This window comes from Nocardioides sp. NPDC092400 (assembly GCF_040684155.1).
In the GTDB taxonomy this organism is placed as follows: Bacteria; Actinomycetota; Actinomycetes; order Propionibacteriales; family Nocardioidaceae; genus Nocardioides.
On the sequence record NZ_JBFBFJ010000002.1, the window covers coordinates 209,339 to 234,786 of the forward strand.

At 74.8% G+C, this 25,448-nt stretch carries 23 protein-coding genes; 17 read left to right on the top strand and 6 right to left on the bottom strand.

The genetic code is table 11. From position 1 onward, the window contains the following. Positions 1 to 9: 9 nt before the first annotated feature. The 3 genes from AB0N29_RS08565 to AB0N29_RS08575 all read right to left on the bottom strand — a co-directional run bounded on the left by AB0N29_RS08565 (position 10) and on the right by AB0N29_RS08575 (position 4,487). Positions 10 to 612 carry a TetR family transcriptional regulator gene (locus tag AB0N29_RS08565; RefSeq protein ID WP_364865810.1) on the bottom strand — a complete coding sequence of 201 codons (603 nt, stop codon included), beginning with the start codon at positions 610 to 612 and terminating at the stop codon, positions 10 to 12. 129 nt (positions 613 to 741) lie between these two features. Next, complete coding sequence (locus AB0N29_RS08570) at positions 742 to 2,979, bottom strand: SpoIIE family protein phosphatase (RefSeq protein ID WP_364865812.1); 2,238 nt, start codon at positions 2,977 to 2,979, stop codon at positions 742 to 744. Positions 2,980 to 3,125: 146 nt separating this feature from the next. Then, the gene (locus tag AB0N29_RS08575; RefSeq protein WP_364865814.1) at positions 3,126 to 4,487 is read right to left on the bottom strand and encodes a cytochrome P450; all 1,362 of its coding nucleotides are present in this window, start codon (positions 4,485 to 4,487) and stop codon (positions 3,126 to 3,128) included. 76 nt (positions 4,488 to 4,563) lie between these two features. On the opposite strand from AB0N29_RS08575, the gene AB0N29_RS08580 reads away from it, so the two are divergent. From AB0N29_RS08580 to AB0N29_RS08595, 4 genes are all read left to right on the top strand, one after another. After that, a complete protein-coding gene (locus tag AB0N29_RS08580; RefSeq protein ID WP_364865816.1) occupies positions 4,564 to 5,217 on the top strand; it encodes a TetR/AcrR family transcriptional regulator in 654 nt (217 codons plus the stop codon). An 11-nt stretch (positions 5,218 to 5,228) separates the two neighbouring features. Continuing rightward, on the top strand, positions 5,229 to 5,351 hold the full coding sequence (locus tag AB0N29_RS08585; protein WP_364865818.1) for a hypothetical protein: 123 nt from the start codon (positions 5,229 to 5,231) through the stop codon (positions 5,349 to 5,351). A gap of 100 nt (positions 5,352 to 5,451) precedes the next feature. Continuing rightward, on the top strand, positions 5,452 to 6,366 hold the full coding sequence (locus AB0N29_RS08590) for an alpha/beta fold hydrolase (protein ID WP_364865820.1): 915 nt from the start codon (positions 5,452 to 5,454) through the stop codon (positions 6,364 to 6,366). A gap of 34 nt (positions 6,367 to 6,400) precedes the next feature. Further along, complete coding sequence (locus tag AB0N29_RS08595) at positions 6,401 to 7,222, top strand: HAD-IIA family hydrolase (protein ID WP_302269042.1); 822 nt, start codon at positions 6,401 to 6,403, stop codon at positions 7,220 to 7,222. Here AB0N29_RS08595 and AB0N29_RS08600 read toward each other — a convergent pair. Next, a complete protein-coding gene (locus AB0N29_RS08600; RefSeq protein ID WP_364865822.1) occupies positions 7,219 to 8,880 on the bottom strand; it encodes an FAD-binding dehydrogenase in 1,662 nt (553 codons plus the stop codon). The two genes, AB0N29_RS08595 and AB0N29_RS08600, sit on opposite strands and share 4 nt — an antisense overlap. Before the next feature lie 183 nt (positions 8,881 to 9,063). Beyond that, positions 9,064 to 9,885 (bottom strand): adenylate/guanylate cyclase domain-containing protein, encoded by an 822-nt coding sequence (locus AB0N29_RS08605; RefSeq protein WP_364865824.1) that lies wholly within the window; start codon positions 9,883 to 9,885, stop codon positions 9,064 to 9,066. Positions 9,886 to 10,100: 215 nt separating this feature from the next. Between AB0N29_RS08605 and AB0N29_RS08610 the strand changes: the two genes are divergently transcribed. The 12 genes from AB0N29_RS08610 to AB0N29_RS08665 all read left to right on the top strand — a co-directional run bounded on the left by AB0N29_RS08610 (position 10,101) and on the right by AB0N29_RS08665 (position 23,624). Further along, the gene (locus tag AB0N29_RS08610) at positions 10,101 to 11,159 is read left to right on the top strand and encodes a TerC/Alx family metal homeostasis membrane protein (RefSeq protein ID WP_364865826.1); all 1,059 of its coding nucleotides are present in this window, start codon (positions 10,101 to 10,103) and stop codon (positions 11,157 to 11,159) included. A 153-nt stretch (positions 11,160 to 11,312) separates the two neighbouring features. Continuing rightward, positions 11,313 to 12,323, top strand: a complete 1,011-nt coding sequence (gene pstC / locus AB0N29_RS08615) for a phosphate ABC transporter permease subunit PstC (RefSeq protein WP_364865828.1) — start codon at positions 11,313 to 11,315, stop codon at positions 12,321 to 12,323. Beyond that, positions 12,320 to 13,531 carry a phosphate ABC transporter permease PstA gene (gene pstA / locus AB0N29_RS08620; protein ID WP_302269048.1) on the top strand — a complete coding sequence of 404 codons (1,212 nt, stop codon included), beginning with the start codon at positions 12,320 to 12,322 and terminating at the stop codon, positions 13,529 to 13,531. Before pstC ends, pstA begins: the two co-directional genes overlap by 4 nt. Beyond that, the gene (locus AB0N29_RS08625) at positions 13,528 to 15,174 is read left to right on the top strand and encodes a phosphate ABC transporter substrate-binding protein PstS (RefSeq protein WP_302269049.1); all 1,647 of its coding nucleotides are present in this window, start codon (positions 13,528 to 13,530) and stop codon (positions 15,172 to 15,174) included. The genes pstA and AB0N29_RS08625 overlap by 4 nt, the downstream gene beginning before the upstream one ends. Further along, positions 15,171 to 17,792: a hypothetical protein gene (locus AB0N29_RS08630; protein WP_364865831.1), complete on the top strand. Its 2,622-nt coding sequence runs from the start codon at positions 15,171 to 15,173 to the stop codon at positions 17,790 to 17,792. The genes AB0N29_RS08625 and AB0N29_RS08630 overlap by 4 nt, the downstream gene beginning before the upstream one ends. Further along, a complete protein-coding gene (locus AB0N29_RS08635) occupies positions 17,789 to 18,787 on the top strand; it encodes a class E sortase (RefSeq protein ID WP_364865833.1) in 999 nt (332 codons plus the stop codon). Before AB0N29_RS08630 ends, AB0N29_RS08635 begins: the two co-directional genes overlap by 4 nt. Positions 18,788 to 18,856: 69 nt before the next feature. Further along, positions 18,857 to 20,395, top strand: a complete 1,539-nt coding sequence (locus AB0N29_RS08640) for an Ig-like domain repeat protein (protein WP_364865835.1) — start codon at positions 18,857 to 18,859, stop codon at positions 20,393 to 20,395. A gap of 76 nt (positions 20,396 to 20,471) precedes the next feature. Continuing rightward, positions 20,472 to 21,332 carry a phosphate ABC transporter ATP-binding protein gene (locus AB0N29_RS08645; RefSeq protein WP_364865837.1) on the top strand — a complete coding sequence of 287 codons (861 nt, stop codon included), beginning with the start codon at positions 20,472 to 20,474 and terminating at the stop codon, positions 21,330 to 21,332. Beyond that, positions 21,329 to 22,123: a lytic murein transglycosylase gene (locus AB0N29_RS08650; RefSeq protein ID WP_364865839.1), complete on the top strand. Its 795-nt coding sequence runs from the start codon at positions 21,329 to 21,331 to the stop codon at positions 22,121 to 22,123. Before AB0N29_RS08645 ends, AB0N29_RS08650 begins: the two co-directional genes overlap by 4 nt. Positions 22,124 to 22,125: 2 nt before the next feature. Then, on the top strand, positions 22,126 to 22,656 hold the full coding sequence (locus AB0N29_RS08655) for a nuclear transport factor 2 family protein (RefSeq protein WP_302269056.1): 531 nt from the start codon (positions 22,126 to 22,128) through the stop codon (positions 22,654 to 22,656). Between the two features lie 48 nt (positions 22,657 to 22,704). Then, positions 22,705 to 23,148, top strand: a complete 444-nt coding sequence (locus tag AB0N29_RS08660) for a PGPGW domain-containing protein (protein ID WP_302269057.1) — start codon at positions 22,705 to 22,707, stop codon at positions 23,146 to 23,148. Beyond that, positions 23,145 to 23,624, top strand: coding sequence for a PGPGW domain-containing protein (locus AB0N29_RS08665; protein WP_302269059.1), 480 nt, complete (start codon positions 23,145 to 23,147; stop codon positions 23,622 to 23,624). The genes AB0N29_RS08660 and AB0N29_RS08665 overlap by 4 nt, the downstream gene beginning before the upstream one ends. Positions 23,625 to 23,716: 92 nt before the next feature. Here AB0N29_RS08665 and AB0N29_RS08670 read toward each other — a convergent pair whose 3' ends face one another. After that, complete coding sequence (locus AB0N29_RS08670; protein ID WP_364865843.1) at positions 23,717 to 24,439, bottom strand: hypothetical protein; 723 nt, start codon at positions 24,437 to 24,439, stop codon at positions 23,717 to 23,719. Between the two features lie 284 nt (positions 24,440 to 24,723). Between AB0N29_RS08670 and AB0N29_RS08675 the strand changes: the two genes are divergently transcribed. Further along, entirely contained in the window at positions 24,724 to 25,404 is a 681-nt protein-coding gene (locus AB0N29_RS08675) for a SemiSWEET family transporter (RefSeq protein WP_302269062.1), read from the top strand. Positions 25,405 to 25,448 lie beyond the last annotated feature (44 nt).

The following is a 25,448-nucleotide window of genomic DNA, read 5'->3' on the forward strand; positions in this document are numbered from 1 at the left end:
TCCCGGAGGTCAGCGCGGCAGCGGCGTCAGCAGGAGGCGGACGGCGAGCCGCAGGTCCTCCTCGCCCTCCTCCTGGGTGGTGTGGCCGTTGAGGATGGAGATGAGCACGCCGTACCAGTTCTGCTCGACCAGCCGCACGAGCCGCAGGTGGATCGGCTCGGGGTCGTGCGCCGCCCGGAGCGCGCGCAGCATGACCCCGTGCGAGACCCCGGCGACCTCCCGGCCCAGCGGGGTCGCGGTCAGGGCGTTGTTCGACTGCATGATCGAGGTGGTCAGCACCGGGTGCTCGAGCATCCGGCGCCCGACGCGGATGAGGAGCTCGCTGAGCTCGTCGGCCGGGTCCCGGTCCAGCGACGGCCCGACGTACTCCGCGTCGAGCCGGGCGACCTGGTCGGCCATCACGGCGGCGAACAGGTGCGTCTTGGAGGGGAAGTAGCGGTAGAGGGTCGCGATCGCGACGCCGGATGCCTTGGCCACGTCGTGCATCTGCACCCGGTCGATCGGCAGCCGGGCGCCGATCGTGGTGGCCGCGCGCACGATCCGGTCGCGCCGTGCCCGCTGCTCGAGCGACACCGGGGCGGCCGGCGGGCGGCCCTCCGCGATCCTGGGCACTCGTCCCCTCCGTCGGTCCCGTGCACGCCGGACCCGTGCCGGCCGGGTCATCGTGGCCCGCGCCGGGGAGGAGGAGCGTCGGCTCGCCCGTTGAGTGAGACCTGGCTCACAGCGGACCCGGCTGGCTCCTCAGGCCCCGCTCGGGCCGGTCGCGGGGTCCGTCCTCGGGCCCAGGTGGACGGCGAGCAGCGCGACGTCGTCCTCGGCGCCCCCCGGCACGAGGCGCTCCAGCAGCCCGTCGCAGACCTCGTCGAGGGGGAGCCCGTCGGCGACGAGCCCGGTCAGCTCCCGCACCAGCCGGTCGATGCCCCGGTCCAGCGCCTCGCCGCGCCGCTCGACGAGCCCGTCGGTGTAGAAGAGCACGGTGCTGCCGCGCGGCAGGGCCACCACGTCGTCGGTGCGCTGCTGGTCCGGCACCACGCCGATCAGCGTGTGCCGCTCGGAGGGGGCGAGCACGGACACGGTGCCGTCGGGGGCGACGACGACGGGGTCGAGGTGGCCGGCGTTCGACCAGCGCAGCCGGGTGACCCCGGCGCGGCGGTCCTCCGGGATCTCCTCGAACCGGGCGACCAGGGCGGTCGCCATCGTGTCGACGGCGAGCGCGTCGACGACCCGGTCGACGCCGGCGAGCACCACGGCCGGGCCGTCGCCGGTGTGCGCGGCGATCCCGCGCAGCAGGCTGCGCAGCTGGCCCATCGCCGCCGCGGCGTCGACGTCGTGGCCGACGACGTCGCCGATCACCACGACCATCGCGCCGTCGTCCTGCACGAACGCGTCGTACCAGTCGCCGCCGACCTGCGCGGAGTGCGCCGCCGGGGCGTATCTGACCGCCACCTGGAGGTCGTCGGGCTGCGGCGGCTCGGTGAGCATGCTGCGCTGGAGGGTCTCGGCGAGCTCGCGCTGCCGCCCGAACATCCGGGCGTTGTCGATGGCGATGCCCGCCCGGTTGCCGATGTCGGTCAGCACGGTGACGTCGTCCTCGCCGAACGCGCCCCGCTCGGGGCCGCGGAACGCCGACAGCAGGCCGACGACGTGCCCGCGCGCCCGCAGCGGCACGAAGGCGCCCGACCTCGGCCGGAGCACCTGGATCGCGTCGTACGCCGGGCCGGGCGCGAGCGCGGCGAGCAGGGCCTCGGTGGCGTCGGTCCGGTGCAGCACGGGGCGCTGCTCGGCGACCGCGCGGGCGAGCGGCGCGCTGTCGGCGAGCGCGGTGAGCCGGGTGGTGGCGTAGTCGTCGACCGCTCGCCGCAGCGCGGGGTCGTGGTGCCAGTAGCCGGCGTCGCGCAGGTTCTCGCGCCACCCGGGGTCGACGTCGACCTCGGGCGCGCCCTCGACGGTCACGCCGCGACGGGTCCGCGCGCTGCTGGGCGCCGGCTCGCGCAGGAGCGTGATGATGCACCAGTCGGCCATCACCGGCGTGACCAGGCGCGGCAGCCGCCGGACCGCCTCGGTGATGTCGAGGGTGTCGGTCAGCGCCTCGGTGACGCTGGCGACCAGGCCGGCGCGGGCGGTGGCCCGGTCGACGTCGGACTGCGCCCGGCGGCGCGCGCTCACGTCGACGAAGTAGACGGCGAGCCCGTCGGGGGAGGGCCAGCCGCGGATCTCGTACCACCCGTCGAGGGGCGCGGGGTAGTAGGCCTCGAAGGCGACCGGCTCGCCGGAGCGGACCGCCCGGCGGTAGTGCTCCTCGAACGCCGTACCGACGGTGGCCGGGAAGAGCTCCCACACCGAGCCGCCCACCAGCTCCTCGCGCCGCCGGCCGAGGAGCCGCTCGGCCTCGGCGTTGAGGTAGCTGAACCGCCACTGCCGGTCGAGCTGGTAGAACGCCGTCGGCATCGACTCCAGGACGCGGGCGACCCGGGACTCCTCGCCGCGCACCGAGGTCGAGTCGTGGGCGGCGCCGAGCAGTCGCACGGCGCTGCCGTCGGGGCCGGGCAGCGCCCGGCCGCGGGCGGTGATCCAGCGCTCCTCGCCGGTCGGGAGGACGACGCGGTACTCCGCCTCGTACTCGCCGCACTCGTCGACCGCCCGTGCCAGCGCGGCCGAGACCCGGTCGCGGTCCTCGGGGTGGACGCACGCGCTGAACGCCTCGATGGTGCCGGCGAAGGTGCGGTGGTCGAGCCCGAAGAGCTCCAGCAGCCGGTCGTCCCACCGGAGCCGGCCGTCGACCAGGTCCCAGTCGAACGCCCCGACCCCGGCCGCGTCGACCGCCACCCGCCAGGCTGCGTCGGGCACCTGGTCGAGGCCGTCGAGCAGGCGGGCGACGAGCCGCGCCTGGTCGGCGGTGACCGGCGGGTCGGCGGGGCCCGACGCGCCTCCCCGACGGGGGAGCACGGCGCCGCGCTCCCCAGGGTCGGGCTGGGACACGTGCAGGACCTCCAGAAGGTCGGTTGTCCCGAACGATCCCACACACCGCAGGTGCGCCGTCGCCGAACGGTCACGGCGGTGACGCACGTCGCCGCCGGGGTGCACGGCCGCCCGTCGCGGGACCGCGCCGCGCCGCTCCCGGAGCGTCAGCCCAGCCGCGCGGGCAGTACCTGGTACCCCCGCAGGATGCGGGTGTCGCGCCTGGCGGCGCCGGGCTCGAGGCGCAGGTCGGGGTACCGCTCGACGATCCGCTGCAGGCCGACCTGACCTTCCATCCGGGCCAGCGCGGCGCCGAGGCAGAAGTGCCGGCCGGCAGAGAACGACACGTGGTCGGCTGCGTTCTCCCGGCTGACGTCGAAGCGGTGCGGGTCGGCGAAGACGTCGGGGTCGCGGTTGGCCCCGGCGAGCAGCGTGGTCACCACCGCCCCGCGGGGGACGGGGACGCCGGCGACCTCGGTGTCGCGCACGACGGTGCGGCCGGTGAGGAGGACGGGCGGGTCGAGCCGGAGCACCTCCTCCACGGCGTTCGACCACAGGCCGGGGTCGGTGCGCAGCGCGGCGAGCTGCTCGGGGTGCTCGTGGAGCAGCGCGATGCCGTTGGAGAGCAGGTTGACCGTCGTCTCGAACCCGGCGGCCAGCACCAGCCCGGCGGTCGCGACCAGCTCCTTGTCGGTCAGCGCGACGCCGTCGTCGTCCCGGGCCGCGACCATCTGGCTGAGCAGGTCGTCGCCCGGCCGGCGCCGCTTGCTCTCGATGTGGTCGACCAGCCAGGCCTCGAAGGAGGACAGGGCGCCCTCGACGGTGCGGAAGCGGCGCCACGAGAGGCCGAGGTCGAGGCTCGGGGCGGCCGCGGTGCCGAACTCGAGCACCGTGTGCCGCTCGGAGTCCGGGACGCCGAGGATCTCGGCGATCACCGTGACCGGCAGCAGGGCGCAGTAGGCCTCGACCAGGTCGACCGGCCGGCCGCCCGCGGACTGCCGGGCGAGGTCGCCGAGGAGCTTGTCGGCGATCTGCTCGGTCCGCTCGCGCAGCCGCTGCACGGCCTTGACCGAGAACACCCGGGTGACCAGCTTGCGCATCCGGGTGTGGTCCGGCGGCTCGGTGACCAGCAGCGAGGGTGGCGTCAGCGGGCCCATCGGCGTGGTCTCGTGCGCCCAGCGCCCGATCCGCCCCAGCGGCCCCGCGCCGGTACCGAGGTCCACGCCCGCGCGCACGTCGGGGTTGGCCAGCACCTCGCGCACCACCGGGAGGGTGGCGGTCACGTAGGCGTACCGCGACCGGTGCAGCGGTCCGCTGGCCCGGATCTCGTCGAAGAGGTCGACCGGCACGTCGCTGCTGGTGCTGCTGGTGACGATGAGCCGGGCATGCAGGTCGCCGCGGCGAGCGGCCGCTCGCATGACGGTCTTGGGCAGGGCGTGACCCAGGCCCCAGCGGACCGCGGGGCGCGCGGCCGAGCGCAGGGCATCGGCTCTCGGCACGAGCGGGTGGGTCGCGGTCCGGAGCAGCACGGGCCCTCCTGGGCGTCGGGAGCGGGGTCGGTTGGATACCGGCCGGTATCCGATACCTTCCGGTATCGTCCCCGCCATGTCAACGGTCCCGCCCGCGCCGGCCGAGGCGCGCAGGCGCCCCGCCCGCGAGGAGGTGCGGCGCGCGCTGCTCGACGCGGCCGCCCGGACCTTCGCCCGCCAGGGCATCGACGGCGCGAGCCTGGACGACGTGGCGGCCGCGGCCGGGTTCACCAAGGGCGCGGTCTACAGCAACTTCGGCAGCAAGGAGGGGCTGGTCGCCGCCCTCGTCGACGACCGCGTCTCGGCGTACCTCGACCTCGGCCTGGCCGCGGTGGAGAACGACCCCGGCGCCACGCTGGCCGAGCGGGCGCGCGCGCTCGGCGACCGGTTGACCGCCGCGACCGACGAGCAGCACGACTGGCACCTGCTCTTCCTGGAGCTGTGGCAGCGGACCGTGCGCAGCGGCCGGACCGAGGGGGCCTTCGTGCAGCGCCGTCGCGAGCTGCACGCCGCGGTGGCGGGGGCCGTCGCCGCCCACGCCGAGCAGGCGGGCGCCGAGCTCCCGCTGCCGGCGACCTCGATGGCGACGCTGCTGATGGCGCTGTCCAACGGGCTGGCGATCGAGCGGCTGGTCGAGCCCGGCTCGGTGCCCGACGACCTGATGGGGCAGGTGCTGGCCCTGGTCGTCCAGGCGGGCCCCGTCGCCGGCACTGGAGCAGACCAGCACTGACCTGGCCGTTTGTGGCGGGCGTCGCCGGGCACAGTCCCATCACCCCCGAGAAAGGTGACGACATGAACACCCGCACCATCGCCATCATCGCCCTGATCATCGCTGCTGTCGTGCTGGCGCTGCTCGTCCTCTGACGGCGGCCGGAACACCTCGGCAGGGGCCTGCGACCGCTGGTCGCGGGCCCCTGCCGCGTCGTTGCGGGGCGTCGCGAGCCGGCACGCGAGACTGGTCGGCGTGACCGCCTCGCTGACCGCCGTCCGCCTCGGCGGCCGCCCCGACCTCCCCCTCCTCGTGCTGGGGCCCTCGCTGGGCACCTCGGCGACCGCGCTGTGGCGCGACTGCGCCCGCCACCTCGCGCGCGACTTCCAGGTCGTGGCCTGGGACCTGCCCGGCCACGGCACGAACGCCGCCGTACCGTCGACCGCGGAGGAGCCGCTGACGGTCCCCGACCTCGCCGCCGGGGTGCTCGCGCTGGTCGACACCATGGCCCAGGGCCTGCACGCGCCGAGCTTCCACTACGCCGGCGACTCCGTCGGCGGTGCGGTCGGGCTGCAGCTGCTGCTCGACGCGCCGGCCCGCGTGGAATCGGCGACGCTGCTGTGCACCGGCGCGCGGATCGGCACCCCCGAGTCGTGGGCCGAGCGGGCCGGGACCGTGCGCGAGCGCGGCACCGAGGCCCTGGTCGAGGCCTCCACGGAGCGGTGGTTCGGGCCGGGGTTCGTCGAGCGGGAGGCCGAGAGCGCGGCCGCGCTGCTCCGGTCGCTCACCGCCGCCGACGACGAGGCGTACGCCGCGGTGTGCGGTGCGCTCGCCGCCTTCGACGTCCGCGACCGGCTCGGCGAGGCCACGGTGCCGGTGCTCGCGGTGGCGGGCTCCCACGACGTGCCCACGCCGCCCGGGCTGCTGCGGGCGCTGGCCGAGGGCGTGCCGGACGGGCGGTTCGCGGAGCTCGACGGCGTCGCGCACCTGGCGCCGGCCGAGGCGCCCGAGGAGGTCGCCCGGCTGGTCCGCGAGCACGCGCTCGGCCCCGACCAGGACGGCCCGCCACCGGAGGTCGAGGCCCTCCTGGCCGCGGTGCGGGCGGCCCGGGCGGCGGGCCTGCCGCCGGCCGAGGTGCGCGAGGTCGTGCGGGCGGCGCTCGCGGAGTAGCGGCGGCGACGCCGGCTGCTGCCAGACTCGGGCCATGAGCGAGGACCGCCCGATCGAGTACTGGCTGACCGACATGGACGGGGTGCTGGTCCACGAGGAGGACCCGATCCCCGGCGCCGCGGAGTTCCTGGAGGCGCTGAAGGAGTCGGGGAGGAAGTTCCTGGTCCTCACCAACAACTCGATCTTCACCCCGCGCGACCTGCGCTCGCGGCTGCTGGCCAGCGGGATCGACGTGCCGGAGGAGTCCATCTGGACCTCGGCGCTGGCGACCGCGCAGTTCCTCGCCGACCAGCGGCCGGAGGGGCGCGCCTACGTCGTCGGGGAGGCCGGGCTGACGACCGCGCTGCACGACATCGGCTACGTGCTGACCGACCGCGACCCCGACTACGTCGTGCTCGGGGAGACCCGGACCTACTCCTTCGAGGCGATCACCCGGGCGATCCGGCTGATCGACGACGGGGCGCGGTTCATCGCCACCAACCCCGACCCGAGCGGGCCGAGCCAGCAGGGCAAGCTGCCCGCGACCGGGTCGGTCGCCGCGCTGATCAGCACCGCGACCGGGCGGACGCCGTACTTCATCGGCAAGCCGAACCCGCTGATGATGCGCTCGGCGCTCAACCGGCTCGACGCGCACTCGGAGTCGGCGGTGATGATCGGCGACCGGATGGACACCGACATCATCAGCGGTCTCGAGGCGGGCATCCGGACGGTGCTCGTGACGACCGGGTCGACCCGCCGGGAGCAGGTCGAGACCTTTCCCTACCGCCCGACCCGGGTCGTCGACTCCATCGCGGACCTGGTCGACCTCGCCCGCGGGCAGAGGCTGCCCGCCGGGGAACCCGACCGGCCGGCCTAGACGGCTGCCGCCGCGGCGCGGCCCGCGACCCGGCCGGAGAACAGGCAGCCGCCGAGGAACGTCCCCTCGAGCGCGTTGTAGCCCATCATCCCGCCGCCGCCGAAGCCGGCGACCTCGCCCGCGGCGTACAGGCCGGGGAAGGGGGTGCCGTCGGCGCGCAGGCAGCGGCCCTCCAGGTCGGTCTCCAGCCCGCCGAGGGTCTTGCGGGACAGGATGTTGAGGCGCACGGCGATCAGCGGGCCAGCGGCGGGGTCGAGCAGCTTGTGGGGGCTCGCGACCCGGATCAGCTTGTCGCCGAGGAACCGTCGGGCGCCGCGGATCGCGGTGACCTGGGCGTCCTTGCTGTAGTCGTTGTCCATCTCGCGGTCGCGGGCCTCGATGAGCGTGCGCAGGCGCTCGACGTCGATCGGCGCGACGCCCTCATCGGCGACCCGGTCCATGCCGGCGACGAGCTCCTCGAGGGTGTCGGCGACGACGAAGTCCTCGCCGTGCTGCTTGAACGCCTCGACCGGCCCGGCCGCGCCCTTCTTGACCCGGGAGAGGAGCAGCCTGACGTCCTTCCCGGTGAGGTCGGGGTTCTGCTCGGAGCCGGAGAGCGCGAACTCCTTCTCGATGATCCGCTGGGTCAGCACGAACCAGGAGTAGTCGTGACCGGTCGCGCGCAGGTGCTGGAGCGTGCCGAGGGTGTCGAACCCCGGGAAGAACGGCGCCGGGAGGCGGTTGCCCTCGGCGTCGAGCCACAGGGAGGAGGGGCCGGGGAGGATCCGGATGCCGTGGTTGTCCCAGATCGGGTCCCAGTTGCGCAGGCCCTCGACGTAGTGCCACATCCGGTCGGGGTTGACGACGGTGGCGCCGGCGTCCTGGGTGATCCGGAGCATCCGGCCGTCGACGTGCGCCGGGACGCCGGCGACCATCCGCTTCGGCGGGGTGCCCAGCGGGGCCGGCCAGTTGCGCCGCACCAGCTCGTGGTCACCGCCGATGCCGCCGCTGGTGACGACGACGGCCGACCCCCGCGCCTCGAACTCGCCGACCACCGTGCGGCTGCTCGGCCGGCCGCGCTCGACGTCGGTGGGCTCCAGCACGCCGCCGCGCACGCCGACGGCGACGCCGCCCTCGACGAGCAGCTCGTCGACCCGGTGGCGGCAGGCCAGCCGCACCCGGCCGGAGGCGACGTGCTCGCGGACCCGGCGCTCGAACGGCTCCACGACGCCCGGGCCGGTGCCCCAGGTGATGTGGAAGCGGGGGACCGAGTTGCCGTGACCCGTGGCCGTGCCGTCACCGCGCTCGGCCCAGCCGACGACCGGGAAGATCCGGTGGCCCATCCCGCGCAGCCAGGAGCGCTTCTCCCCGGCGGCGAAGTGCAGGTAGGCCTCGGCCCACGCCCGGGGCCAGCGGTCCTCGGGCCGGTCGAACTGCGCGCTGCCGAACCAGTCCTGCCGCGCCAGCTCGAGGCTGTCCTTGACGCCCATCCGCCGTTGCTCGGGGCTGTCGACCAGGAACAGCCCGCCGAGGCTCCAGAACGCCTGCCCGCCGAGGTTCTGCTCGCCCTCCTGGTCGACCAGCAGCACGCTGCGGCCCGCGTCCGCCGCCTCCGCGGCGGCCACCAGGCCGGCGAGACCGGCACCCACGACGACGACATCGGCACGCAGCTCGGGCATGGGCGTCATCGTCGCCGATCCGCACCGCCCCGGCGTGCCCGGGTCGCGGGTCGGACCGGGGTCGCGGCCGCACCGATCGTTCAATCGCGCGGTCCTGACCGTGTGCAAGCGCTTGCGCACCGTCACCAGCCGACAATTGAACGGTTGCGACGGCCCGAGGACGCCCACCCGGCGAGGGACGGCTCAGTCCACCGACCACTCGACGGCCGAGACCAGGTGGTCGCCGGAGAGCCCCTTGAGCCGGACGGAGCGCGGCTCGGTGAGGACGAGGTCCTCGGCGTCGGCGAGGGCGGCCGCGACCGGCTCGCTGACCAGCACCTCGCCGCCCTCGGCGAGGGCCGCGACGCGGGCGGCGTGGGCGACGTTGCGGCCGAAGATGTCGTTGTCGCGGTGGACGACGTCGCCCTGGTGGATACCGATGCGGACGGCGACCGGCACGCGTCCCCCGCGCCGGCCGCGGTCGAGGGCGCGCTGGACCGAGGTGGCGCAGCGCACGGCCTGCTCGGCAGTGGAGAAGGCGACCATGAACCCGTCGCCCTGGGTCTTGACCACGTGCCCGGCGTGCCGCTCGACCCGGCTGCGGACGAGCTGGTCGTGGCGGGCGAGCAGCTTGACGAACGCCCGGTCGCCGAGCTCCTCGTTGAGGGCGGTGGAGCCCTCGATGTCGGAGAAGAGGATCGCGACCGTGTCGTCGACGCCGGCGAGGCGCACGAGGTCGGGCCGCTCGACCTGCGCCCAGCCGGCAAGGTCCTCCACCGAGCTGCGCAGGGCGCCGCCGAGCCCCTTGTCGCGCACGAGCGTCGCGGTCTCCCAGACCGCCCTGACGACCTCGTCGGGCCGGGGCACGAGCCGCCGCGGCGGCTTGCGGCCGTCCCGCAGCGCCGCGACCTCCGCGCGCAGGCGCCGTACCCGCCGCCGGCCGCCCAGCCACAGCCCGAGGAGCACCCCGAGCCCCACGGCCTCGACGGCGACCGCGACGGCGAGCAGGACCGTCGACGTCGTCACCGGGGGATCATCGCGGACGCGACGCCGCCCGCCGCGACCGTCCCGACGCTCGGCCTTGGCGCTGCCCTCTACGCTTCACCCCGAGGGGAGTACCCCGCTCAGTGCCACCGGTCAGTACGACGTCCCCTGCGGCGTCCCGGTGGCCGCCCGGCCCGGCCCCGTCCGGACCGCCGGGTGGGGGAGACCTCGAACGACACCCGTTCGAGGAGTCCTGCATGCCCACCATCGGCACACCCCTGCTGTGGACGGTCACCATCGGTGCCGTCCTGGTCCTCCTGCTCGTCGACTTCCTGCTGACCCGTCGTCCCCACGAGGTCTCGATGAAGGAGGCACTGGGCTGGTCGGCGTTCTACGTCGCCCTGCCGCTCGCCTTCGGCACCTGGATCTGGGCGCAGCACGGCAGCACGACCGGCGTGGAGTACTACACCGGCTACCTGGTCGAGAAGACGCTGAGCGTCGACAACCTGTTCGTCTTCATGCTGCTCCTGGCGGCCTTCGCCGTCCCGCGCGAGCTCCAGCAACGCGTCCTGCTGTACGGCATCGTCGGCGCGCTCGTCCTCCGCGGCATCTTCATCGCCCTCGGCGCCGCCGCGCTCGCGGCGTTCGACTGGGTCTTCCTGGTCTTCGGCGCGGTGCTGCTGCTCACCGGCCTGAAGCTGCTGCGCGACGCCGTCCGCGGCCAGGAGCACACCACCGACGTGGACGACATGCGCGTCGTGCGCCTGGTGCGCCGGGTCGTCCCCGTCACCGAGGAGTACGACGGCCCGCGGATGCTCACCCGCACCGCCGTGGGCCGGACCACCCGCCGCGCCCTCACGCCGCTCGCGCTGGTCGTGATCGCGGTCTTCGCCACCGACGTGGTCTTCGCGATCGACTCGGTCCCCGCGGTCTACGGCATCACCGGCGACCCCTACCTGGTCTTCGCGACCAACGCCTTCGCGCTGCTGGGCCTGCGGGCGCTCTACTTCGTCCTCGAGGGCGCGCTGGCGAAGCTGGCCCACCTCTCCTACGGGCTGGCGGCGATCCTCGGCTTCATCGGCGTCAAGCTCGTCCTGCACTGGGCCCACCTGGTGTGGCCGTCGGTCCCCGAGATCCCCACGCTCGCCTCGCTCGGCGTCATCGTCGGCGTGCTCGCGGTGACGGTCACCACGAGCCTGCTCGCCTCCCGCCGGGCGGACCGGGAGCAGCCTGTCCAGACCGGTCCGCAGGACGGCGCCGAGGCACCCCTGGCCCGTTCGGGCCATGCCGAGGACGACCTGCGTAGTCCGTTGTGACCAGCGGAAACGGCGGCGCCTGACCTGTTCGGGAAAGGCCGGGGACGAGTTCCCCGGCCGTTCACCGGAGGCGGCGCATCCGTTCCCGGAGGGTCCTGAGCATTCAGGGCGCGCGGACACCTCGTCCGCGCGCCCGACCAGATCAGGACCACCGTGACCACCCTCCCGCTGCCCGGCACCGACGACGACGTGCGTCCCCGCCGGATCTCCCGACGCCCCACCGGCGCGGACGCGGTCTTCGCGCACGCGAGCCGTGCCGTGGGCGCGTCCGTGCTCGTGGTGACCGGGGGCGTCGGCCTCTTCCTCGCCTGGCAGGCCTACCCGACCCTGGACCGGTACGGCTGGTCGTTCTTCACCGAGAGCCAGTGGCAGCCCGAGGCCGACGTCGTCGGCATCGCCGCGGTCCTCGCCGGCACCGCGTCCGTGGCGCTGGTCGCCATGGCCTTCGCGTTCCCGCTGGCGCTGCTCACCGCGCTCTACATCAGCGAGTACGCCCCGGCGCGGCTGCGCTCGACGCTGGTCTCGCTCGTCGACCTGATGGCCGCGATCCCCTCGATCGTCTACGGGCTGTGGGGCTTCTCGCTGGTGATGCCGCACGCGGCCGAGCTGGCGCTGTGGCTGCACCGCAACCTCGACTGGATCCCGTTCTTCGACGTCCGCGGGTCCGACCCCGACGCCGCGGTCTGGGACGCGAGCCGCTACACCGCCAGCGCGTTCTGCGCCGGCATCGCCGTCGCCGCGATGGTGATGCCGATGTCGTGCGCGGTCATGCGCCAGGTCTTCTCCCAGACCCCGCCCGGTGAGAAGGAGGCCGCGCTCGCGCTCGGCTCCACCCGCTGGGGGATGATCCGCACCGTCGTGCTGCCCTTCGGCCGCGGCGGCATCATCGGCGGCACGATGCTCGGCCTCGGCCGCGCGCTCGGCGAGACGATCGCGGTCTTCCTCATCGTCTCCCCGGCCTTCGAGATGAAGTGGAACGTCCTCGAGATCGGCACCAGCACGGTCAGCGCGCTGATCGCCGGCCGCTTCGGCGAGGCCAGCGACGCCCAGCTGTCCGCGCTGCTGGCCGCCGGTTTCGTGCTCTTCCTGATCACCCTGGTGGTCAACACCCTCGCCGCGGTCGTGGTCGGACGCAGCCGGTCCGGAGCGGGGACCGACGCATGACCGCGACGCTCCCGCCCGAGGCCCCCGGCCTCCACCCCGGCGCGCACGCGGCGGCGCCCCCGACCACCCACCTGCCGACGTACGACGAGGACGCGGCGCCCGCCGTCCCGCGCGCGAGCCTGGGCCGGCTGAGCCCCGACGAGCGCTTCTCCCGGCTCGGTCCGTGGGCCGCGGCGCTGGGCCTGTCCTGGCTGGTGACCCAGCGGCTGCTGCCGCTCGCCGGCCCGGCCTGGTTCGTCATCGTGTGGTTCGGCCTCGGCCTGGTCCTGACCGCCACGACCGCGGCGATGTCGGGCGGTTCGACCGAGGTGCGCGACCGGCTCGCCGAGGCGGTCGTCACCGGTGGCGCCGTGGTCGTCGCCGGCGTCCTGGTGACCACCGTCTACGACGTGTTCTCCCAGGGCTGGCGCCCGCTGACCCACCTCAACTTCTTCCTCGACGACATGTCCGGCGTGGGCCCGAAGGACTCCTTCGACCGCGGTGGCGTCGCGCACGCGGTGGTCGGCTCGCTCATCGAGCTCGGGATCGCGCTGGTGGTCACGCTGCCGCTCGGCATCGGCACCGCGGTCTTCATGACCGAGGTCGGCGGCCGGTTCGCGACGCTGGTCCGCACGGTCGTGGAGGCGATGACCGCCCTGCCCTCGATCGTCGCCGGGCTGTTCGTCTACACCGTGCTGATCCGCGCGCTGGGCTACCCGCGCTCGGGCCTCGCGGCCGCGATGGCGATCGCGGTGATGATGCTCCCGATCATCGCCCGGGCCGCCGACGTCGTCCTGCGCGTCGTGCCCTCCGGCCTGCGCGAGGCCAGCCTCGCGCTCGGCGCCAGCCGCTGGCGCACCGTGTGGTGCGTCGTGCTGCCGACGGCGCGCCCCGGCCTGGCGACGGCGGTCATCCTCGGCGTCGCCCGCGGCATCGGCGAGACCAGCCCGGTCCTGCTCACCTCCGGCGCGGCGGCGTTCATGGTCGCCGACCCCACCGAGGGAGCGATGAACTCGCTGCCGCTCTACATCTTCTCCCTCGTCCGCTCCGGCGAGCCGACCGCCATCACCCGGGCGTACGGCGCCGCCGCGGTGCTGCTCGGCCTCGTCCTGCTGCTCTTCGTGGTCGCCCGCCTGCTGGCCCGGCCCCGCGGCACGCGGCCACCCCTCCGCTCCCGTCTCGTCACGCGCCTGCGCCAGGCGCCCTCCATCTCGCAGGAGAACCGTTGAGAACCGCGTCCCGAGCGGTCCGTCGCTGCACCCGCAGCTGGATCGCCTTCCTGATCGCCCTCGGCTGCGTCGCGACGCTGCCGGGCGCCGCCCACGCCGCGGCGTACGCCCAGATCGAGGGCACCGGGTCGACCTGGTCGGAGCTGATCGTCCAGCAGTGGATCTCCGACGTCGACGCCAACGGCATGAAGGTCGTCTACACCGGCGGCGGCTCCTCCAAGGGCCGCAAGGACTTCTCCCAGGACAGCACCGACTTCGCGATCTCCGAGATCCCCTACCAGGGCGTCGACGAGGCCGGCAACGCCGACACCAGCGGCGGCCGCGAGTTCGCCTACCTGCCGATCGTGGCCGGCGGCACGGCGTTCACCTACCAGCTCAAGGTGGGCAACGAGCTGGTCCGCAACCTCCGGCTCTCCGGGGAGACGCTCGCCAAGATCTTCACCAACCAGATCACCAACTGGAACGACCCGGCGATCGCGAAGGACAACAACGGCCGCGCGTTCCCCTCGCTCCCGATCACGCCGGTCGTCCGCTCCGACGGCTCGGGCACGACGGCGCAGTTCACCACGTGGATGGACCACGAGTACCCGTCGATCTGGCGGCCGTTCTTCGGCCGCTCCGGCCTGACGTCGTACTACCCCCGCAAGGGCCGCGCGGTCGGCCAGGCCGGCTCGGACCAGGTGATGAACACGATCGCGGGCTTCGCCGGCAACGGGACGATCGGCTACGTCGAGTACTCCTACCCGGTCAACAAGGACTATCCGGTCGTCAAGGTCCTCAATAAGGGCGGCTACTTCGTCGAGCCGACGCAGTACAACGTCGCGGTCGCGCTGACCAAGGCCAAGATCAACCAGGACAAGGGCTCCGCGCTCTACCTCACCCAGGTCCTCGACGGGGTCTACACCGCGACCGACCCGCGGGCCTACCCGCTGTCGTCGTACAGCTACATGATCATCCCGACCGGGAAGAGCGACCCGCGGATGTCGACGGCCAAGCGCCAGACGCTCGCGGACTTCCTCTACTACTCGCTGTGCGCGGGCCAGGCCAAGGCCGGGCCGTACGGCTACTCGCCGCTGCCGCTCAACCTCGTGCAGGCCGGCTTCCAGCAGATCGCGCAGCTCAAGCAGGCCGACAGCGCGGTCGACCTGACCGACCGCGACGTCACCTCGTGCAACAACCCGACGTTCGACGGCAAGAACCTCTCGGGCAACAAGCTGGCCCAGATCGCCCCGCAGCCCGCGGCGTGCGACAAGGTCGGTGCGGGACCTTGCGGCACCGCGACCGGCACGGGCACGCCGTCGACGGACGAGGGCACCGGCGCCGCCGGCGGCCAGGGCGGCGGCACCGGGACCGCGGCCGGTGGCGGGACGGGCGGCGGCGGGGCAGCGGGCGGCGGGGCCGCCGGCGTGCCCGGCGGTGACGCCGCCCCGGTCATCGACCCCGAGACCGGTGCCGTCGTCGGGGGCGGGGACGTCGTCGCGACCGGGGGCGAGGCGATCTACGCCAACCCCACCGAGCTCGCCGCCGACCGCGCCGCCGACACCCGCGCGTTCGGGTGGCTGGCCGCCGTCGAGCTGGTCGCGCTCGTGCTGCTCCCGGGCCTGTACGTCGCCTCGCTCAAGCGCCGCCGGAGCGTCCGGTGACGCGCCGGGCGGGCCTGGTCCTCGTCGCGCTGGCCCTCGTGGCGCTCGGCCTCGCCGTCCCCGGCCGCCTCGGCGCCCCCGCGCAGGCCGCGCCGGCCGCTTCCGCCGCCTCGGCCGCCTCGGCCGCCGGGAAGGCGAAGGACGGCTACCGCGCCACCAAGGAGCTGACGCGCGTCTTCGCCAACGCCGACGGGACGTCGTACTCCTTCCCGACCCACCGGGTGACCGTCACCGCCGACAAGACCAGGAACCTGCGCGGCCGGCAGCGGATCCGGATCAGCTGGAAGGGCGCCCAGCCCAGCGGCGGCCGGGCGAGCAACCCGTACGGCGAGAACGGTCTGGCCCAGGAGTACCCGGTCGTCGTGCTGCAGTGCCGCGGCGTCGACGACCCGTCCGTGGCGGCCGGCAAGCGGCTGCGGCCGGAGACCTGCTGGACGGCCTCGGTCGCCCAGCGCTCGCAGGTCACGCGCTCGGAGGGCGAGGCGACCTGGCGCCACGACCTGTACGCCGACGCGGCCGACAAGGCGCGGGTCTCCGGCGTCGCGCCGTTCCCCGGCGCCGAGGAGTGCCCCACCGCCGACATCGACCCCTACGCCACCCGGCTGACGCCGTTCGTGGCCCGCGGCGGCCGCACCTACCTGGCCTGCGACGCCGAGCACATGCCGCCCGAGGCGGCCGTGGGCGCGGCCTTCCCGCCCGCGGAGATCGCGGCCTTCACCGAGCCCGACGGCACCGGCAGCGTGCAGCTGGAGGTCCGCAGCGACACCGAGAACGAGTCGCTCGGCTGCAACCACGAGGTCGCCTGCTCGGTCGTCGTCATCCCGATCGTGGGCCTCAGCTGCGACGCGCCGTCGGAGCCGGCGACCGCCGGCGACCAGGCGTGCCGCAAGGGCGGCCGGTTCGCGCCGGGCTCGAGCAACTACAGCAACGAGGGCATCGACCAGGCCGTCGGCCCGGCGCTGTGGTGGGCGGAGTCGAACTGGCGCAACCGGTTCGCGATCCCGATCACCTTCGGCCTGCCGCCGGACACCTGCGACATCCGCGACCCGCGCCCTCCGACGGGCTTCTACGGCTCCGAGCTGCTCGCCCAGGCCGCGACCCAGTGGTCCCCGGCGTACTGCCTGGCCAAGGACCGGTTCAAGTACCAGCTCAACCAGATGTCCGACGAGGCCGGCTGGAACCTCATGGAGAGCGGCGGCGGCGCGGCCGCGGCGGTCTCCTCTGAGCACCAGCGGCGCGGGACCGACCCGGTCGGCTACGCGCCGACGGCGGTGACCGGCTTCTCGATCGCCTACGTCGTCGACGAGCCCGACAACGGCGGGGAGTACTCCCGGCTGCGGCTCAACGCCCGGCTGGTCGCCAAGCTGATGACCCAGAGCTACCTCGGCTCCGACCTCGGCCGTGGCCACCCCGGCATCGGCGGCAACCCGCTGGCGATCATGAACGACCCGGAGTTCCAGCAGCTCAACCCCGGGCTGAGCACCACCACCCAGGAGGCCGGCGCGGCGCTGCTGTCGCTGTCGAACTCCTCCGACGTGGTCGAGCAGGTCACGGCGTACCTCGCCGAGGACCCCGACGCCCGGGCGTTCCTCTCCGGCAAGCCCGACAAGTGGGGCATGAAGGTGAACCCCGAGTACGAGGGCATCGAGGTGCCCCGCTCGGAGTGGCCGCTGCTCGACACCTACGTCCCCGAGACCGAGAACACCTGCCGCCAGGAGAACCCCGCGGTCTACTTCACCCAGCTCGCGGCTCCGGTGACCACCCTGCGCAAGATCTCCGAGGCGCTGCTCGACGCCTGGCCGAACGTGCAGACCCGTTGCGAGCTCGACCAGTCCGCCCAGCAGTACAAGCTCGGCCGGGTCGACCGCCAGTCCTTCGGGTCGCGGTTCATGCTCGGCATCACCAGCCTCGGCGACGCGGCGCGCTACGGCCTCCGCTCGGCGGCGCTGGAGACGAAGCCGGGCCGGTACGTCGCGCCGACCGACGCCTCGCTGGGCGCGGGCGTGCGGCTGGCCGAGCAGGCCGAGCCGATGCAGCCGTTCGTCCTCGACCAGGCCGACGTGCGCAAGGACGGCGCGGCCTACCCGGGCACGATGGTCGTCTACACCGCCGCGCGCCTGCGCAACCTGCCGAAGGCCGACGCGACGAAGGTCGCCCAGTTCATCCGGGTCTCGACCACCGAGGGCCAGCGCCCCGGCAGCGGCAACGGCGAGCTCCCCGAGGGCTACCTGCCGATCCGGCGCACCGGCGTGACCGCGAAGCTGTTCCGCTCCGCACAGCGCGTCGCGGACGCGGTCGCGGCGCAGCGCGAGCCGGCCGGTGGCGGGGACACCTCCGGCGGTGGCAGCGGCGGAGGCGACACCTCCGGCGGCGGCACCGGGCTCCCCGGCGGCGACGTCCCGGTGGGCGACGTGCCCACCGACGAGGTCCCCGGCGCCGACGAGGCGCCCGGCGCGGACGAGCCGGCCCCGCCGGCCACCGCGGCGCCGGTGATGCCGGCCACCGAGCCGGTCGGCTCCCGCCTCGGCGGCGGCCTCCTGCCGGCCCTGGTGCTCGTCGGGCTGGTCTCGGTGCTCGGCGCCAGCGGCCTGCGCTTCTTCGTGCGGGTGCCGCGGTGACCGCCCTCGACGACCGCCCCGCCCCCGAGGCGGGCGCGGCACCCGGCACCGACGCCGGGTCGCCGTCCGCCGGCCGCGCCCGTCCGCTGGTCCCGGCCCGCCTGGCCGGCGTCCTGCGGGGCCTGCGCGGCCCGGCCCGGCCCGCGCGGCCCGCCACGAAGCCGGACGAGCGCACGGCGGTCGCCTCCTCGGCGCTGACCATGCTCGCGCTGGTCTGCCTCTGGACGGCGGCGCAGCTGCTCTTCCTCGGCTCGCTGTCCCACGAGCGCGCCCAGGAGCTGCTCTACCGCGACCTCCGCACCCAGATCGCCTCCGCCACCGCCCCGGTCGGGCCCGTCGTCCCGGTCGGCGACCCGGTCGCGCTGCTGCGCATCCCGAGCCTCGGGGTCGAGGAGGTCGTCGTCGAGGGCACCGCCTCCGGCGACACCCTCGACGGGCCCGGCCACCGGCGCGACACCGTGCTGCCCGGGCAGGTCGGCACGTCGGTCGTCTACGGCCGGGCCGCGACGTACGGCGGCCCGTTCGGCGACCTCCCCGACCTCCGGGTCGGCGACGCGGTCGAGGTGACCGGTGCGCAGGGCGCGGTCACCTTCTCCGTCCTCGGCGTCCGCCGCGGCGGCGACCCGTTGCCCGCGCCGGCGAAGGAGGGCGCCGCCCGGCTGACCCTCGTCACCGCCGAGGGCGAGGGCCGGTTCGCCGCGGTCTCCCCGGGCTCGGCGGTCTACGTCGACGCCGAGGCCCGCGAGGGCTTCCCGGCGCCCCCGGGCCGGCCCGCCGCCGTGCCGGAGTCGGAGAAGGCGATGGCGGCCGACGACGGCGCCGTACCGCTCCTGGCCCTGCACCTGGCGCTTCTCGTGGCGCTCGTCCTCGCCGTGGTCGCCGCGCGCCAGCGCTGGTCGACCGTCCTCGTCTGGGTCGTCGCGACCCCGCTCGCCCTCGCCCTGTCCTGGGCGACCACCGACGTGGCCGTCCGGCTCCTGCCGAACGTCCTCTGAACCAACCCGCACCACCACCGCGCACCACCACCACCACGCACCACCCACCTCCAAGAAAGCGATGTCGAGATGTCTGTACGCAAGTCCCTCGCCGGTCTCGCGGCCGCGGCCGTGACCGGCTCCGTGCTCGCGCTCACGGCCGCCCCGGCGACCGCCGCCGTCGACCCCGACGACACGACGTTCGCCCCGGTCGCCGCGGACCTGGTCGGCGTCGGGTCCGACACCAGCCAGCACGCCCTCAAGCTGCTCGCCGACGGCTGGAACGCCACCTCGCCGGCCGCGAAGCTCGCCACCTACGCCGCCACCGGCGGCGGCGACGTCACCCTGCACACCGGCGCCCTCAAGCGGCCCAACGGCTCCGGCGCGGGAAAGGCCCTGCTCTACGGCGCCGGCAACAACGCGGGTGTGGATTTCGCCCGCTCCTCCTCCGGCCCCTCGACCGCCGAGGTCCAGGCCGGCCTGCAGAACTTCCCGTTCGCGCTCGACACCCTGGTCATGGCCGTCTCCGGCTCGACCGCCTCCAACGCGCCCGCCGCGCTCACCAAGGACCAGATCGTCGACATCTACGACGGCACGGTCACCAACTGGTCGCAGGTCGGCGGCAAGGACGGCGTCATCAAGCCGCTGATCCCCCAGGCCGGCTCGGGCACCCGCAGCTTCTTCACCGCCCAGCTGCAGGCCGCCAACGGCGGCGTCGCGGTGACGCTCGCCAAGTCGGTCGCCGAGGTCCAGGAGCACGACGACACCGCGATCAAGGGCGACCCGAACGCCGTCGCGCCGTTCTCCGAGGGCCGCGCCGGCCTGCTCGGCAAGACGCTGCGCCTCGAGACCGGCTTCCGCGCCGACCGCGCGCTCTACAACGTCGTCCGCGGCGCCGACCTCGCCACGGCCGCCGTCCAGTCGGTCTTCGGCGAGAAGGGCTACCTCTGCTCCTCCGACGCCCGCGCCCTCATCGAGCGCGCCGGCTTCAAGCAGCTCGCCACCCCGGCCCAGGGCGGCGTCTGCGGCCAGGCCACCCAGAGCGCGACCAGCAACTTCACGCTCAACGAGTCGGTCCGGACCACGCTCGCGCTGAGCGGCTCCAGCACCCGCGCGAAGTCGGCGACCCTGGTCGCCCAGGTCACCGGCAGCACCGCTCCGCAGGGCACGGTCACCTTCACCTCCGGCGGCACCACGCTGGCCACCGGCGTCCCGCTGGTCTCCGGCCGCGCGACGTACACCGCCACCGGCCTGGACCTCGGCAGCCGCTCCTTCGCCGCCGAGTTCGTCCCGGCGCAGGGCTCGGCCTTCGAGGGCTCGACCGCGACCGCCTCGGTGGTCGTCAAGGCCGGCTCCGCCGTCTCCGAGACCTTCCCCGCGAAGGTCGCCAAGGGCAAGAAGGCCGCCGGCACCGTCACCGTCGCGCTCACCGGCGCGAGCGGCCAGGCCACCGGCACGGTGAAGGTCATGGAGGGCTCCAAGACCCTCAAGTCGGTCGCCCTCAAGGGCGGCAAGGCCACGGTCAAGCTGCCGAAGCTGGCCAAGGGCAAGCACTCCCTGAAGGCGGTCTGGGGCGGCAACGGCGTCGCCGTCGGCGCCACGAAGTCCTTCACCATCACCCAGAAGTAGCCCGCACCACCGGCACCGGGCGGTCGTCGTACGACGGCCGCCCGGTCCGCGCGGTCGACCAGCGAGGAACCGAACCATGAGCACCACCGACGAGACCACCGTCCTGCCCGCCGTCCCGGCCGGCCCGCCCGCCCCCGTGGCGCCGCTCGCGCCGCTCGCGCCGCTGGCCGAGCTGCGGGCCCACGAGATCACCGCGTGGTTCGGCGAGCGCAAGGTGCTCGACCGGGTCTCGCTCACGATGCCGGCGGGCGGCATCACCGCGCTCATCGGCCCGTCCGGCTGCGGCAAGTCGACCTTCCTGCGCATCCTGAACCGGATGCACGAGCTGGTGCCCTCGGCCCGGCTCGCGGGCGAGGTGCTGCTCGACGGCGAGGACGTCTACGACCCCGACCGGCGCCTCATCGACGCCCGCCGCGCGATCGGCATGGTCTTCCAGAAGCCCAACCCGTTCCCGGCGATGTCGACCCGGGAGAACGTCCTGGCCGGCCTGCGCCTCACCGGCACCCGCGCCTCGCGGTCGGCCAAGGAGGAGCTGGTGGAGTCCTGCCTGACCAAGGCGGGCCTGTGGACCGAGGTGCGCGACCGCCTCGACGCGCCCGGCGGCGGCCTGTCCGGCGGCCAGCAGCAGCGGCTGTGCATCGCCCGCTCGCTCGCGGTCAAGCCGCGGGTGCTGCTCATGGACGAGCCCTGCTCGGCGCTGGACCCCACCTCGACACGCGTGATCGAGGAGACCATGCTGGAGCTCGCCCGGGAGGTCACCATCGTCATCGTCACGCACAACATGCAGCAGGCCGCACGCGTCTCCACGCAGTGCGCCTTCTTCCTGGCCTCCCACGGCACGCCCGGCGTGATCGTGGAGCACGGCGACACCGGCGCGATGTTCTCGGCCCCGCGCGACCAGCGCACCAGCGACTACGTCAACGGCCGGTTCGGATGACCGGACGCGTCCGCGCGCTCCCCGCGGTCCTCGGGTTCCTGCTCGCCCTCGCGGTGCTCTCCGGCACCGCGTTCTGGGCCCAGCAGCGGGTGCTCGACCCGGCCCGGACGCGCAGCGCGGACGCGACGGCCGAGCCGCTGGTGGCGGCTGTCCCCGAGGTCGCGGCGCCCGAGGAGGCCTCCGGCCGGGCGGCCACCGGGAGCCGCGGAGGCGTCCGGGCCGGGTCCGGCGTGCCGGCTGTGGACCCCACGTGGGCGGCGACCACGGCGGACCGCTCCGGGATCCCCGCGCCCGCCGTCGCGGCGTACGGCCGGGCCACGCTGGTGGCGCCCGACGGGTGCTCGGTCGGCTGGACGACGCTGGCCGGCATCGGCTGGGTGGAGTCCCAGCACGGCACCATCGGCGGCCGTGCCCTCGGGGAGGACGGGCACTCCTCCAGCCCGGTCCTCGGTCCCGCGCTCGACGGTCGCGGCAAGGTGGCCGCGATCCCGGCCACCCCCTCCTCCAGCCGCTGGCACGGCGACCCCGACTGGGACCACGCGGTCGGGCCGCTGCAGTTCATCCCCTCGACCTGGCGGCGCTGGTCCGCCGACGGCGACGGCGACGGGACCGAGGACCCCAACGACCTGGACGACGCCGCGCTCGCGGCGGTCCGCTACCTGTGCGCCGACGGGCACGACCTGACCACCGGGGAGGGCTGGTCGGCGGCGATCTTCTCCTACAACCACGCGCAGGAGTACGTCGCGGCCGTCCACGCCGCCGCGACCGCCTACGCCGAGCGGACGGGATGAGCATGACCCTGCAGCGCACCGACCGGACCGGGACCTTCGGCGCAGAGGAGATCACCGAGGCCTACGCCGCGTTCCACGCGCGGGTCGAGGGGTTCACCGCGAGCGGCGACTGGCACGGGTACGCGGACCTCTTCACCGAGGACGCGACGTACGTCGAGCACGCCTACGGCACCTTCCGCGGCCGCGAGGAGATCCGCGAGTGGTCGGTGCGGACGATGACGAGCTTCCCGGGCAACGTGATGACCGGGTTCCCGCTGGCCTGGTCGACGGTCGACCTCGAGCGCTCGCGGCTGGTCTGCGAGGTGCGCAACCTGATGCCCGACCCGGGGGACGGGTCGCTGCACGAGGAGTCGAACCTGACGATCATGACCTACGCCGGGGACGGGCTCTTCTCCGGCGAGGAGGACGTCTACAACCCGCTGCGGTTCCTGCGCACGACGCTGCGCTGGGCGGCCGTGGCCGAGGCGCACGGCCGGCTCGGGGACGAGGGCCGCGCGTACGTCGCGACGTACGGCGGCACGTCGGGCGGCTGAGGCCGGGCGTTCACGCGGGGTTCCCCCGCCGCGGGTAGAACCGGCCCGGTGCGGGTGCTCGTGGAGCCGGTGGGCTGGCTGCTGGTCCTCGCCGGCCTGGTGCTGCTGCCGCTGCCGGGGCCCGGCGTGGTGCTCCTCGCCTGCGGCCTCGGCCTGCTCGCCCGGCGCTACGACTGGGCCGGGCGCTGCGTCGAGCGGGTGCGGGCGGTCGCGGGCCGGCAGGCGGTCAGCACCCCGCTGCGCTCGGCCGTGAGCCTCGGCGGCACGGCGGTGCTGGCGCTCGCCGGCCTGCTGTGGATCTGGCCGGCCTGGCCCTGGCTGCCCGGCGGGACCTGGACCGGCGTGGGGCAGCTGGTCTCGGGAGTGGCGGCGTTCGCGCTGCTGGTGGCCGAGCACCGGCGGCACCGGTCACCGGTGACGGGCTTGCCGCGCTCTGGGATGCTCGACGCCATGGACACCGCCACCGCCCGCGCGACGGAGAGCGAGTCGTGAAGGGTGCCGCGCGCCGGGTGACCCTCGAGGTCGTCGGCTGGTTCCTGGTGGTCGCGGGCGTCGCCGCGCTGATCCTGCCCGGCCCCGGGCTGCTGATGCTCTTCGGCGGCCTGGCGGTCCTCAGCCAGCAGTACGAGTGGGCCGAGCGGCGGCTGGACCCGGTGAAGTACCGCGCGCTCAAGGGCGCCGCGGAGTCGGTCGAGACCAAGGTCCGCGTGGTCTTCTCCGCCGGCGTCGCGCTCGTGCTGGTCGCCGCCGGCGTGCTGTGGATCTGGAAGCCCGACGTCCCCGCCTGGTGGCCGTTCGCGGACTCGTGGTGGCTGCCGGGCGGCATCGCCACGGGGATCACGCAGGTCGTGTCCGGCATCGTCGCGCTGGCGCTGCTCGTCTACAGCTACCGCCGTTTCCACGGCCGCCCCGACGCCGTCGCCGCGCTCGAGCGCGACATCGACCGGGCGGACCGCCAGCAGGGCTGAGGTGCCCCGGGGCGCCCGGGACGCCGACAGCGACAGGGGAGGCCCGCCGGCTCGTGGCCGGGGGACCTCCCCTGTCGCGTGGAGCGGGACCGTCAGCGGCGGGTGGCCCCGGCCGTCGGGCAGAACGGCAGCGGCAGCGGGACCGGGCCGAGCACGTCGCACAGCGGGTCGAGCGGGCCGCCCGCGCAGGGGTCGGTGGACGGCAGGCCGGTGGGCAGGCCCGTCGGCAGGCCGGTCGGCAGGCCCGGGCCGGGCGTCGGCGTGGCCGTCGACGTCGGGCGCGGGCTCGTGGTGGCGCTCGGCGAGCAGGTCGGGCTCGGGCTGGTGGTGCCCGTCGGCGTGGCCGTCGCGCTGCCGCTGGGGCTGGCCGTGACGGTGGCCGTCACGGTGCTGGTGGCCGTGCTGGTCGGCGCGGAGGTCGCCCGGTCACGGCAGTCCGAGAGGTCGCGGCGGGCGGCGTCGCGGTCGCTGCGCGCCCGGGCGAGGTTCGCCTTGACCCGGTTCTTCGAGGCCTTCGCCTGCGCGAGCGCCTTCTTCGCCTGCGCCCGCTTCTTCGAGCCCTTCGGTGCCTGCTGGTAGGCCTTCCGGGCCTGCGCGACCTTGGCCGACCTCGTGGCCAGCGCGCGCTCGAGGCGGTCCACCCGGTCCTCGGCGTCGTCGTAGGTGTTCTGCTCGGCGGTGCAGCCGGGCGGGGCCGCGGCGGCGCTCGTGGTGCCCGCGGAGGTCAGCGCGACGCCGACCCCGACGACGGATCCGACCACGAGGGCGACGGAGGCCAGCGCGGTGAGCAGCTGGCGGAGGACGGGGTTCGACATGGCGGCTCCTGCGGTGGCGGGTGGGGTCTGGTGGCTCAACGACCCGGCCGAGCGGACGTTAGGCGCGTCCTGTGCGCGAGATCACGGTGTGCGGACGTCGCGAACACTGCAGATCGTCCGGAGCACCCGTGCCGAGACGATAAGATTTCCGTTGGAGAGGCCCGGCTGACGACCCGCCGGCGTGCCGCCACCAGCTCCACCCGGAAACACAGCAGACCCACGCGGTCGCCACGCCATGCGCGAGGCGGCCGCGTCGTACGTGCGCGCCCCGAGGCGCGCCAGGAATGGACGGACCAGCAGTGCCCCTCGAGCTCGCGAGCCTCATCGGACTCGCCGCCACCCTCCTCGCCTTCGGCTACACCGTGCCGCAGTTCCGCAAGCTGCGCCGCACCGTCTCCGCGGCGGGCGTCAGCGTCGCCGCGCTCGCCTGCTCCAGCATCAGCAACGTCGCGTGGACGCTGTACGGCACCCTCGAGCGCGACGTGTGGGTCGCGCTCCCCGCGGCGGTGAGCATCCCCGCGACCGCGGGCGCGCTCGTCCTCGCCTGGCGCCGCGGCGGCTCCCGCGACCGGCTGTGGCTCCCGCTGGTGTGGGCCGTCGTGGTGGTCTCCGCGGGCCTCTCCGCGCTGTGGGTCGGGCACGGACCGGTGACCGTCGTCCTCGGCTGCTCGGTCGCGCTGCTGGTCACCCCCGCGGCCCTGACCGCCTGGCGCAGCCACGACGTCGCGGCCATCGCCGTCTCGGGCTGGGTCATGCTCGTCGTCGACGCGCTGCTGGCCGGTGCGTACGGCGTGCTGGCCGGCGTGGAGGCCAACGTCATCTACGCCGCCGTCGCCACCCTCGGCTCGCTCGCGATCCTCACCCGCGTCGGCCTCCCGCCGCACGTGCACGCCCGGCTGGTCCGCCTGCCCACCCCCGCCCCCCTGGCGGCCGTCTCCGCCGACGAGCTGAGCCTGGTCGCCTGAGCGGGTCGCGGGCCGCCGCAATCGTTCAATTGCGCGGTTCTGAC

Excerpts from the sequence above, each read along its gene's own strand:
- AB0N29_RS08580 (WP_364865816.1), top strand. The coding sequence starts at position 4,564 with ATGTCAACGGTCCCGCCCGCGCCGGCCGAGGCGCGCAGGCGCCCCGCC.
- AB0N29_RS08595 (WP_302269042.1), top strand. The coding sequence starts at position 6,401 with ATGAGCGAGGACCGCCCGATCGAGTACTGGCTGACCGACATGGACGGG.
- AB0N29_RS08600 (WP_364865822.1), bottom strand. The coding sequence starts at position 8,880 with ATGCCCGAGCTGCGTGCCGATGTCGTCGTCGTGGGTGCCGGTCTCGCC.
- AB0N29_RS08610 (WP_364865826.1), top strand. The coding sequence starts at position 10,101 with ATGCCCACCATCGGCACACCCCTGCTGTGGACGGTCACCATCGGTGCC.
- pstA (WP_302269048.1), top strand. The coding sequence starts at position 12,320 with ATGACCGCGACGCTCCCGCCCGAGGCCCCCGGCCTCCACCCCGGCGCG.
- AB0N29_RS08640 (WP_364865835.1), top strand. The coding sequence starts at position 18,857 with ATGTCTGTACGCAAGTCCCTCGCCGGTCTCGCGGCCGCGGCCGTGACC.
- AB0N29_RS08645 (WP_364865837.1), top strand. The coding sequence starts at position 20,472 with ATGAGCACCACCGACGAGACCACCGTCCTGCCCGCCGTCCCGGCCGGC.
- AB0N29_RS08650 (WP_364865839.1), top strand. The coding sequence starts at position 21,329 with ATGACCGGACGCGTCCGCGCGCTCCCCGCGGTCCTCGGGTTCCTGCTC.
- AB0N29_RS08655 (WP_302269056.1), top strand. The coding sequence starts at position 22,126 with ATGACCCTGCAGCGCACCGACCGGACCGGGACCTTCGGCGCAGAGGAG.
- AB0N29_RS08670 (WP_364865843.1), bottom strand. The coding sequence starts at position 24,439 with ATGTCGAACCCCGTCCTCCGCCAGCTGCTCACCGCGCTGGCCTCCGTC.
- AB0N29_RS08675 (WP_302269062.1), top strand. The coding sequence starts at position 24,724 with ATGGACGGACCAGCAGTGCCCCTCGAGCTCGCGAGCCTCATCGGACTC.